General features: G+C 61.6%; 8 protein-coding genes. 4 read left to right on the top strand and 4 right to left on the bottom strand.

Annotated features, from left to right (window positions below; translation table 11 throughout):
• Positions 1–512 precede the first annotated feature (512 nt).
• Positions 513–1,466, bottom strand: a complete 954-nt coding sequence (locus AWB70_RS37750; protein ID WP_053569667.1) for a choline ABC transporter substrate-binding protein — start codon at positions 1,464–1,466, stop codon at positions 513–515.
• Positions 1,467–1,706: 240 nt separating this feature from the next.
• On the opposite strand from AWB70_RS37750, the gene AWB70_RS39820 reads away from it, so the two are divergent.
• Entirely contained in the window at positions 1,707–2,684 is a 978-nt protein-coding gene (locus tag AWB70_RS39820; protein WP_053569668.1) for a GlxA family transcriptional regulator, read from the top strand.
• On the opposite strand, the gene AWB70_RS37740 is transcribed toward AWB70_RS39820, so the two are convergent.
• Positions 2,681–3,841 carry a porin gene (locus AWB70_RS37740; protein WP_053569669.1) on the bottom strand — a complete coding sequence of 387 codons (1,161 nt, stop codon included), beginning with the start codon at positions 3,839–3,841 and terminating at the stop codon, positions 2,681–2,683. The two genes, AWB70_RS39820 and AWB70_RS37740, sit on opposite strands and share 4 nt — an antisense overlap.
• Before the next feature lie 369 nt (positions 3,842–4,210).
• Between AWB70_RS37740 and AWB70_RS37735 the strand changes: the two genes are divergently transcribed.
• Entirely contained in the window at positions 4,211–5,527 is a 1,317-nt protein-coding gene (locus AWB70_RS37735; RefSeq protein WP_053569670.1) for a glycosyltransferase family protein, read from the top strand.
• Between the two features lie 6 nt (positions 5,528–5,533).
• On the opposite strand, the gene AWB70_RS37730 is transcribed toward AWB70_RS37735, so the two are convergent.
• Positions 5,534–6,484, bottom strand: a complete 951-nt coding sequence (locus AWB70_RS37730; RefSeq protein WP_014251488.1) for a choline ABC transporter substrate-binding protein — start codon at positions 6,482–6,484, stop codon at positions 5,534–5,536.
• 43 nt (positions 6,485–6,527) lie between these two features.
• Positions 6,528–8,063 (bottom strand): choline-sulfatase, encoded by a 1,536-nt coding sequence (betC, locus tag AWB70_RS37725; RefSeq protein ID WP_053569671.1) that lies wholly within the window; start codon positions 8,061–8,063, stop codon positions 6,528–6,530.
• 107 nt (positions 8,064–8,170) lie between these two features.
• On the opposite strand from betC, the gene AWB70_RS37720 reads away from it, so the two are divergent.
• Positions 8,171–9,082 carry a choline sulfate utilization transcriptional regulator gene (locus AWB70_RS37720; RefSeq protein WP_045455314.1) on the top strand — a complete coding sequence of 304 codons (912 nt, stop codon included), beginning with the start codon at positions 8,171–8,173 and terminating at the stop codon, positions 9,080–9,082.
• Positions 9,083–9,200: 118 nt separating this feature from the next.
• On the top strand, positions 9,201–10,076 hold the full coding sequence (purU, locus tag AWB70_RS37715) for a formyltetrahydrofolate deformylase (RefSeq protein ID WP_053569672.1): 876 nt from the start codon (positions 9,201–9,203) through the stop codon (positions 10,074–10,076).
• Positions 10,077–10,639: the final 563 nt, after the last annotated feature.

The raw sequence follows: 10,639 nt of genomic DNA, 5'->3' as shown, positions 1-10,639 counted from the left end.
TCACCGCCCGCGGTCACACGCACGTTGGCCATTTTTCTCCTCCGGGAACGGCCCTCGCCTAAAGAGTGCCCTCACAAACCCAATCGGGCTTGGATCGCGCACGGTCCGTCACATCGCGCCACTTCTTGTATTGGTACAGCCATTTCAAATTCCAGCCCGCTTCGCGGCCGATGGGAAGAGCGGGTACGCGAGCGCAATCGTGCCCCACTGGTTTCCCTCGCATACGGGGCGGCAGCGCGTAGCGCTGTGCCGGTGCTATTTCGTGCTGAACCAGCGTCCTTTGCGTACTAGCTCGTCAGACCGTGCGCGATCCAAGCCCGATTAGTCCTTTGGGGGCGACACTTAGGCGAGTGCCGCCTTGGAGGAGAAAAGTGGCCAACGTGCGTGTGACCGCGGGCCTGAAGAGCTGCTTTCTTTGGTGACTTTCTTTGCAGCAGCAAAGAAAGTTACCCCCGCCCCGGGGAGGGGCAGTGCTAATAAACCACCACGAAAACAAGTTCCACGAAAAAAAATCAAAGCCCCAAATACTGCTTAACCGCCGGTAATCCATCCTTCCCATCGACGGTCTTAACACCCGCCAACCAAGCATCCAACACCTGCGGATGCTGCTTAAGATAGGCCTTAGCCGCCTCCTGAGGCCGCTCCTTATTCATGACAGGCTGCATCAACCGATTCTCAAGATCGGTCGTAAACCGAAGATTGGAAACAAACTTCCCCGCATTCGGACACCGCGTCAGAAAATCCGTGTTGGTCAGCGTATAAACCCGCGCTTCGCCGTAATACGGCCCAAACACCTCATCCCCGCCAGCCAGATAATTGATCTTCATCTGAATGTTCATCGGATGCGGCTCCCAGCCCAGAAACACCACCGGCTTCTTCTCACGCACCGCACGCCCGACCGTCACCAGCATCCCCGCTTCGCTCGATTCAACCAGCTTGAATCCGCCCAGCCCGAACTGGTTGTTGTCGATCATCTTCTGAATCTTCGCGTTCGCGCTGCTGCCAGGCTCGATGCCATAGATCGTGCCGCCCAGCTCATCGCGATGCTTCGCGATATCCGCGAACGTCTTGATGCCCGCGTCGTACGCATAGCTCGGCACGGCAAGCGTCGCCTTCGCGCCCGACAGATTCGGCGGTTCCAGCTTCTGGATGCTCTTCTGTTCGAGGAACGGCTCCACCGCCTTCTGCTGCACCGGCCACCAGTAACCGAGCGATACGTCGATCTGCTTGCTCTTCAAACCCGCCAGCGAAATCGGCACCGACGCCACCGTCGTGCGCGGCGCATAACCCAGCCCCTCGAACACGACCGAGGCGAGCGCCGTCGTCGAGGTAATGTCGGTCCAGCCGATATCCACGAAGCGCACCGTGCGGCAGCTCGCGTCCTCCGCATGCGCGAACTGCGTCGCAGCAAATGCGGCAGCACAGGCGCCGGCAAGGACCAGGTTCGAAATCAGGCGATGTCTCATGTCGTGGCTTCCGGTGAGGGTTGAATCGATGCGCCGGTTCGATTGCCGGCGTGAGTAGAAAGTAACGCCGCATAAAAGCGCCCGAACGACCGCTTGCGACCGCGACTTGACTGCTTGCGACCTGCCCGCTACGGTGACGTCATACTCCGGTCCCTCGGGGCGCGCCGGATTGCGCCTGCTTTTTGCACTTGATAGCGTGGACGCCCCGCTCAGCGCGACCCGCCTCTATCGATCGATCCGATGCCCGCTCCGCACGATTTCCACTTCCTGTTGCTGCCCGAGTTCTCATCCATCGGGTTCATGTCCGCGATCGAGCCGCTGCGCGTCGCCAATCGCTTCGCGGGCGAGCTGTATCGCTGGCATATTCTGTCCGTCGATGGCGGCCCGGTCGTCGCGAGCAACGGCATCTCGCTCAATGCGGAAGGCGCGTTCGACAGCGTGAGCGAGGCGCGCACCGTGTTCGTCGTGTCGGGCTTCGAGCCGCTTTCGCGCTATACGCGCGGGATCGGCGACTGGCTCAGGCGGCTCGATCGCATGGGCGCGACGCTCGGCGGCATCGACACCGGCAGCTTCATTCTCGCGGAAGCGGGCCTGCTCGCGGGCAAACGCGCCACGCTGCACTGGGAAGCGGCCGCGGCGTTCGCGGAACGCTATCCGGCCATCGCGACGAGTCAGGAGCTCTTCGAGATCGACACGCGGCGCATCACGTGCGCGGGCGGCACGGCATCGATCGATCTGATGCTCGACGTGATCGCGCGCGAGCATGGCGCGAGCCTCGCCGCGCAAGTATCGGAGCAGTTCGTGCTGGGACGCATCCGGCAGCGCTCGGATCATCAGCGGCTGCAGATCGCGGCGCGCTATGGCATCCACAATCGCAAGCTGATTCAGGTGATCGAGCGGATGGAGGAGCACATGGAAGAACCGCTGTCGCCGGATGCGCTCGCGGAATCCATCGGCGTGACGCGGCGTCAGCTGGAACGGCTTTTCTGCTCGGCATTGAAGGATACGCCGACGCATTTCTATCTCGGCCTGCGCCTGATACGCGCGCGCGAGCTGCTTCAGCAAACGGACATGTCGATACTCGCGGTATGCGTCGCGTGCGGCTTCGAATCGCCGTCGCACTTTTCGCGCACGTACCGGGCGCGCTTCAATACGAGCCCGCGGCAGGACCGCAGCGCATTGCGCGCCGTCGGTCCCGCGGGGCTCGCCGCCGCCTAGAAGGAGTGCCGCATGCCGACGCGCACATCGGCCTGCGTATCCGACGACGAAGGCGTGAAGCTATAGCCGATCACTGCGTCGATCGGGCCGGATGCGCGCAGATAATCGCCGGAGATATAGACATCGGTGCGCTTCGAAAGCAGATAGTGCAGCCCGAGCGAACCCTGATTCCAGTGATTGCCTTCGAAGCGCGTGTGCTGATAGCCACCGTACAGGCTCAGGTCGGGCATGAAGCTATACGACGCGCCGCCTTCGTACACCTGCATGTGCGACGTCTGTCCGAGACCCTTGATGGTCGTATACGTGAAGTTGCCCGACAGCATGAGCTTGCCGATGGTCCATGCCGCGCCGATCGCGAACGCGCCCTGCTTGTCGACAGGAAACGAGTTCGCGCTGTAAAGATCGGTGACCGCGCCCGTCGCCGGATCGACGGATACAGTCGGCTGGCCGAGGAAAGTGCGCGCGCCGATCATCGCGTAAGGATCGAATGCGTAGATGCCGTTGGGGTTGTTCAACTGCGTGTACGCCGCGCCGAGGTTGAAGGTGCTCGCCGTGTAGTGCGCGCCCACGCTCCACGCACTGTTGCGATGGAAGTTGCCCGCCTGATTCCCGAACGAATACATGCCGCCGAAGGTGAAGCCGCCGAAATCGTTCGACAGGAACTTGACCGAGTTCGGCAGACGATCGCCGTTCATGCGGTCGAAGTCGCCCTGGTGAATCGCATAGCCGCTCGCCCACGCGGAGATGTTGTAGAGATAGACGAACTCCTCGGTCATGTCGAGCTGATTGCCGAGCGACAGCGTGCCCCACTGATTCTTCAGGCCCACGTAAGCCTGCCGGCCGAACTCCGCGCCGCCGAATGCATATTGGCCGTTGCCGAGATGAAAGCCGGATTCGAGCACGAACACGGCCTGCAGGCCGCCGCCTAAATCTTCGACGCCGCGAAAGCCGATGCGGTTGCCGTAGGAAATGCCGTCGTCGAACTTCACGACGTGCGAGCCGCCCGTGTTGCTGACCCAGGTTACGCCCGCATCGAGAATGCCGTAGAGCGTCACGCTGCTCTGTGCATGCGCCGCCATCGGCAGGCTCGCCGCGCCCGCTGTGAACGCGAGGCCTGCGATCTTCGCGGCATGTCCCGCGGCAAGTGTTCTTCTCATGTGCTCGTCCTTTGCTCGTCTTGATCGATATTGCGTTGGAAAAAGCGATGCCCTGCCTCACGCGGGGGCGCGCGAAGGCCTATCGCGATGACACTTGCGGGAACTGCCGAAGACAGCGTTCGAACTGTGCGCGACGCGCCAGGAGGCCGCGTCGGCATACTCAAAAATAAGGTTCCATATATGTCGCGGCTCGACCGATTGCGACGCAAATCTGTCCAGTTGCGACCACTTCACAGGCAAGCGCTCGTCGGGTATTCGAACTTCTTCTATTTCAGACATGCCCGATAGCCGCACCGGTCGTCGTTCCGGATACTTCCGAATCTGTAAAAAAGCCACATCACCGAAAGCCGATCTTTCGATCCGAACGACATGACCACACGCTGCCTGAGCCTCTTCCAAGACGACGCACCCGACGTCCTCGTCAATCACCAGCACTACGCGTCCCGCATGGGTTACGAGCACGCCATGGTCTCGATGACCGGCATGCGATGCAGTTCACAGCGACTGCTGCTCAAGTACGAAGCGATCCTGCATCACCTGCGCCGCATGCCCGACATGGCCTTGCTTGTCTGCATGAGCGAAGACTGCATCGTGCTCAACATGCAGCCCGTCGAGCCGATTGCCGAGGGCCGCCAGCATGCGCTCATGGCCGTCTCCGGCCCGGCGGAACAGCGCCAGAACGCCGTGCAGATCTGGCGCAACACGGTGGAGGTGCGCAATCTCATCGTTCACTACATCGATCGATGCAAGCTCGGCAAAGCGCGCACGAACGAACTCGATCTGCTCGCCTCGCTCGATTACATCGAAGCACACGGCGAGCGCGGCGGCGTGATGGCAACGATGCATTGCGGTCCGCGTTTCAATCCCGTCTGGGCGAAACTTTCCAATCTCTGGACCATCGTGCTCGGCGAAGAGGCCGACTACGGCTTCATTCCGGCGGCCTTCCGCAACGCGCTCGCGGAACACATCAACGACTGGCAGCAAAAGGGCATGCCGCTCTTCCAGTTCCCGGCGCAGACTGCTGTCCCCAGCGAGGGATATAGCGTCTACAACCCCGGCAAGCCCATCGCGCTCGTCACGTACTACACGCCGAACGTGCGCGCGTATGGCGCCATCGCCGAACTGAACATGCGCCGCTATTGCGAACGCCACGGCTATACGCTTCACGTCTATCGGCACACGCCCGCCGAAGTCGGGCCGGACACGTCAGGAACGTGGCTCAAGCCGTGGTTCCTGCGCAAGCATCTGCCCGAGCATGAGTGGGTGATCTGGATCGATGCGGACATCCTCTTCTTCGACCAGAAGAAGCCGCTCGAACCGCTGCTCGCCTCGCGCGACATCTTCGTTGCGCACGACATCGGTCCGTGGGTCATCAACGCAGGCGTGCTTGGTTTTCGCCGCAAGCCCGCGACTCTTGCATTCGTCGACGAGATTCATGCGCACGTGAGCGCCGCGCCTGACAAATCGAGCACGTACGCGAACGGCGGCGATCAGACCATCATCGCCAATTTGCTGACGGACCGTCTCGGCTGGAAACTCGAACACGGCCTCGACTGCATGACGATCAACACGCCTTGGTACTTCCAGCAAGCGGATAGCCTGATGGTGCATTTCGTCGCGATCCAGTCGCCACTGCGCGCCGCGCTGATGGCCGCACAGGACCGCGCCAGCATGCAACGGGGCTGAGCTTCGCTACTTCACGCCGAGCGCGGTCTGAACGGCTTCCAGCCCGTTGCCGCCGCTCGCCGTGGTCACGCCGTCGAGCCACGATTTCAGCAGTTCCGGATGACGCTTCAGCGCGTCCGTGGCGGCGGCGTCGACATTCGTCTTCTTCTCCAGCACTTCGGTAATGACGCCGTTCTCCAGATCGACGTTGAACGTCATCTGCCTGAACAGCCGGCCCACGTTCGGGCATTGCTGTTCGTAGCCGCTGCGCGCCACCGTGTTGACCGTCGCGCCGCCGTAGTTCGGGCCGAAGTACTTGTCGCCGCCATCGAGATAGGCGAGCTTGAACTTCGTGTTCATGACGTGCGGTTCCCACGCCAGAAACACGATCCATTTCTTGTCGCGCACGGCGCGATCCACTTGCGTGAGCATCGCGGTTTCGCTCGATTCGACCAGCTTCCAGTCGCCGAGACCGAACGCCTTGTCATCGACCATGCGCTTGATGTTCTGATTCGCGGGCGCGCCCGGCTCGATGCCATAGATGCGGTTATCGAACTTGTCGGCGTTCTTCGCCAGGTCCGCGAACGAATGTACGCCGGCCGCCGCCACGTACTCCGGCACCGCGAGCGTGAACTTCGCGTTCGACAGATTCGACCGCACCACGCCGATCGATTTCTCATCGAAGAACGGCTTCACGAGCGGCGCCTGCGCGGGCATCCAGTTGCCGAGAAAGACGTCGATCTGCCCTTTCTTCATGCCCTGATACGTGATCGGCACCGACAGGTTCGCGATATTCTGCTTGTAGCCGAGCGCCTTCAGCACGATGCCGCTCATTGCGTTCGTCGCGTCGATATCGGTCCACCCAGGCCCCGCCATGCGCACCTGCGTGCACGATGGCGGCTCGGCGGCGAGCGCGTGAGTGGCCGCGCCGAAACTGAGCGCGGCAGCGAAGAGCACATGGATGAAGCCCTTTTTCATGGTGCGTTCCTGTCGGATGTGGGGTGATAGTGCGAAGCGCGCCTCAGTGCTCGACGGCGGGAAAACGCGCCATCGCTTCGAGGTCGTCCAGATCGATGTGATTGCGCATATAGCGCTGGCTCGCATCGACATGCGGCTGCCAGTCCCACGATTGAATCGTGCCCCGCGTCGTCGCGGCGAAGTGGAAGTGGCGGCGCTGCTGGCTCGTGAGCACGTCGCGATGCAGCGCGTCAAGATTCCAGCGTTTCTCGACTTCCGCGCGGAATTCGGCGACCCGCGCGGCGTGACGCTCATCGCCCGCGAGGTTCTCGCGCTCGAACGGATCGGCCTCTACGTCATAGAGCTGATCGGGATCGACGCTCGTGTGGATGAACTTGAAGCGCCCGCGCCGGATCATCACGATAGGCGCGATCGCGCCTTCCGCGAGATATTCGCCGATCGCTTCGTCATGGCCGCCCGATTCGTCGAGATGCGGCATGAGGCTTTGCCCGTCGATGCTATCGGGCCACGATTGCGGCGCTTCTCCGCGCGCGAATTCGACGAGTGTCGGCAGCACGTCGAGGTGCGAGACAGAATCAGGAACACGATGCGCGCGAAACCGCTTCGGCGCATGCACGATCAGCGGTACGCGGCAGCCGCCTTCGAAGAACGTCATCTTGTACCAGAGGCCGCGCTCGCCGAGCATTTCGCCGTGATCCGACGTGACGACGATGATCGTATCGTCGGCGAGGCCCGCCTGTTCGAGCGCTTCGAGAATCGACGCGAACTGATCGTCGACATAGGACACCGCGCCGTAATAAGCGCGCCGCGCGTTGCGAATCTGCCGCTCGGTCGGCGGCGTGCGGTCCGCTTCATACACGTAACGCAGCCGCTTCGAATGTGGATCGCATGCTTCCAGCGAATCGCGATACGAAGGCATGTCGATATCTTCATCGCGATACATGTCCCAGTACTTGCGCGGAATCGCATACGGGTCGTGCGGATGCGTCAGCGACGCGACCATCATGAACGGCCGCGCGTCCTTGCCCGCATGACGTTCGCGCGCGATATCGAAGAGCTTTTGACGCGCCGTGAAGGTCACTTCGTCGTCGAAGTCGAGCTGATTCGTGCGCACGCAAGGACCGGCGTCGATCACGGAACTCATATTGTGATACCACGTCGGGCGCGCATCGAAGTTCTGCCAGTCGGGCGTCCAGCCGAAATCGGCGGGATAGATATCGGTCGTGAGCCGTTCCTCGAAACCGTGCAACTGGTCCGCGCCGCAGAAATGCATCTTTCCCGAGAGAATCGTGCGATAACCCTCGGCACGCAGATAGTGCGCGAAGGTGAGCGTTTCCGATGGGAATTCGGCGGCATTGTCGTACGCGCCGATATTCGAAGGCAGCTTGCCCGCGAGTAGCGAGAATCGCGAGGGCGCACACAACGGGCTCGCGCAATACGCGGATTCGAACACGACGCCTTCGCGCGCGAGCGCATCGATACGCGGCGTCTTCGTCACGCGGTTGCCGTATGCGGAGAGCGCGAACGGTGTGAGCTGATCGGCCATCAGCACAAGGATATTTTGTTTCGTCTCAAGCATGAAAGCGTGCCTCGCATAGAATCATTGATTGGCGTTGAACGTCACTATTGCCGTTCAAATCGCGCCTGTGAAGACAGCAAATCGTTATGCGTTCATAAGGGGGCGTTATGCCGCGGCCGGACCGTCTGCCGCCAATGCAGGCGTTGTTGATGTTCGAATCCGCCGCGCGTCTCGCGAGCTTCACCGCCGCCGCGCGCGAGCTTGGCTCGACGCAGCCCGCCGTGAGCCAGCGCGTCGTGCAACTGGAGGAATCGCTGGGCGCTGCGCTATTCGAGCGCGGGCATCGCGGCGTCACGCTCACGGAAGACGGCGCGCGTCTCTTCGATGCGGTGCGTCAGGGCCTCGACGTGATCCGCGCGGCCACAGCCGATATCCGCTCGCGACACGCGCAGCGCACGCTCACGCTATCGACCGATTTCGGCTTCGCCACTTACTGGCTGATGCCGCGACTGCAGCAATTCAAGGCGTTGATGCCCGATGTCGATGTCAAGATCATCACGTCGCAGAGCCTGCCGAGCACATCGGGCGATCATGCTGATGTGCTCATCGTGTTCGGCGACTCCCGCGCCGACTGGGGCGCGAAAACCGCCGTGAAGCTGCTGCCCGAACGCGTGATGCCGGTGTGCAGCCCCGCGCTCGTCGCGGGCAGGCAGACGCCCGTTTCGCCCGCGGATCTCCTCGCGCTGCCCCTGCTGCATCTCGAACCCACGTTTCCGGAGCGCTGGCTTTCCTGGAGCGGATGGTTCGAGGCGCACGGCCTCGCCGCGCCGCCCACGCACGGCGGTTTCACCTTCAACAGCTACGCGCTCGTCGCGCACGCGGCGGTGATGGGACAAGGCGTTGCGCTTGGCTGGGCGCCGCTCGTCGATGAACTGATCGCGACGGGGCAGCTCGTCGCGCTCTGCGATGCGCCGCTCGTCACCGATCGCGGCTACGTGCTCGTCACGCCGCGCGAGGCGTCGGCCGCCGTGCGCGCGTTCAGCGAGTGGCTGCTGGAAGAATGCGACGTCGTCGGCTGACGCTTTCGTACTATTGGCACGGCGGTTCGCTTCTATCCGGAGCGCGGCTGGTTTGCTCTACTAGCGCGTACGCTCGCCGCATTTCGCGGTGCTGCAACCATTCGAATGTGGAGCACGCATGGCCGCCGATTCCCGCTTTGATCAACTGGTGCTTACCGTTTCGTGCCCGAGCGCGGCGGGGCAGGTCGCCGCCATCGTCGGTTTTCTGGAGCGGCACCACGGTTATATCGACGAATTCACCGTCTTCGATGACGATCTCTCCGGCCGTTTCTTTGTTCGCTGCGTGTTCCACGGTGCTTCCGCTGAGCAAGCGCCCGATCTGGCGACATTGAAGCGCGAATTCGAGGCGATCGCGGCGCGTTTCTCGATGACCTGGGCGATGCACGATCTCGCCGTGCGGCCCAAGGTGCTCATCATGGTGTCGAAGCTGGAGCACTGTCTAGCCGATTTGCTGTTCCGCTGGCGCATGGGCGAGTTGAAGATGGATATCGTCGGGATCGGATCGAATCATACGGATTTCGCGCCGCTGGCCGAACAGCATGGATTGCCGTTTCATCATCTGCCGATTACCGCCGATACCAAGCCGCAGCAGGAAGCGCGTTTGCTCGATTTGTTCGATACGTCCGGCGCGGAGTTGATGGTGCTTGCGCGGTATATGCAGATTCTTTCAGGTGAAACGAGCCGCAAGCTCGCGGGGCGGGCGATCAATATTCATCATTCGTTCTTGCCGGGGTTCAAGGGGGCGAAGCCTTATCATCAGGCGCATACGCGGGGGGTCAAGCTTATTGGCGCGACTGCGCATTTCGTGACTGATGATCTTGATGAAGGGCCTATCATCGAGCAGGAGGTCGAGCGGGTCGACCATTCTTATAGTCCGGATCGGTTGTTGGCGACTGGGCGGGATGTGGAGTGCATTACGCTTGCGCGGGCGGTTAAGGCTTTTGTTGAGAGGCGGGTTTTTATTAATGGGGAGAGGACTGTGGTTTTGCGGTGATTTTTTTATCGCCGGGTCCCGGTTTCACGTTGGTCTATTAGCACTGCCCCTGTGCGGGGCGGCACCTACTTTCTTTGCTGCTGCAAAGAAAGTAGGCAAAGAAAGCAGCTTCTCCCAGCCTAAGCACTTCATGCCGGCCGCGGCACAGGCGATTGGCTGAATGGAACCCAGAGTAGCGAGTGCCCCCACAAAACTCGCAGGGCTTGGATCGCGCACGATCCGTCACATCGCGCCGTCAAACAAACTGGTACAGCCATTTCAAGTTCCAGCCCGCTTCGCGGCCGAGGGGAAGAGCGGGTTTGCGAGTGCACTCGTGTTCGCTGGTTTCCCTCGCATACCCAACGGCAGTGCGTAGCGCTGTGCCGAAGCTATTTCGTGCTGAACCAGCGCACTAAGAGTTATGGCGTGTCAGACCGTGCGCGATCCAAGCCCGACTGGTCCTGTGAGGGCACTCTTTAGGCGAGGGCCGTTCCCCGAGGAGAAAAGTGGCCAAACTGCGTGTGACCGCGGGCGGTGACAAAGCTGCTTTCTTTGGTGACTTTCTTTGCAGCAGCAAAGAAAGT

The organism is Caballeronia cordobensis (genome assembly GCF_001544575.2).
Taxonomy (GTDB): Bacteria; Pseudomonadota; Gammaproteobacteria; order Burkholderiales; family Burkholderiaceae; genus Caballeronia; species Caballeronia cordobensis.
This window is presented reverse-complemented; position numbering and strand designations above follow the sequence as displayed.

Bases quoted from the DNA above. Each gene is read 5' to 3' on its own strand.
- AWB70_RS37750 (WP_053569667.1), bottom strand. From the start codon at position 1,466: ATGAGACATCGCCTGATTTCGAACCTGGTCCTTGCCGGCGCCTGTGCT.
- AWB70_RS39820 (WP_053569668.1), top strand. From the start codon at position 1,707: ATGCCCGCTCCGCACGATTTCCACTTCCTGTTGCTGCCCGAGTTCTCA.
- AWB70_RS37740 (WP_053569669.1), bottom strand. From the start codon at position 3,841: ATGAGAAGAACACTTGCCGCGGGACATGCCGCGAAGATCGCAGGCCTC.
- AWB70_RS37735 (WP_053569670.1), top strand. From the start codon at position 4,211: ATGACCACACGCTGCCTGAGCCTCTTCCAAGACGACGCACCCGACGTC.
- AWB70_RS37730 (WP_014251488.1), bottom strand. From the start codon at position 6,484: ATGAAAAAGGGCTTCATCCATGTGCTCTTCGCTGCCGCGCTCAGTTTC.
- betC (WP_053569671.1), bottom strand. From the start codon at position 8,063: ATGCTTGAGACGAAACAAAATATCCTTGTGCTGATGGCCGATCAGCTC.
- AWB70_RS37720 (WP_045455314.1), top strand. From the start codon at position 8,171: ATGCCGCGGCCGGACCGTCTGCCGCCAATGCAGGCGTTGTTGATGTTC.
- purU (WP_053569672.1), top strand. From the start codon at position 9,201: ATGGCCGCCGATTCCCGCTTTGATCAACTGGTGCTTACCGTTTCGTGC.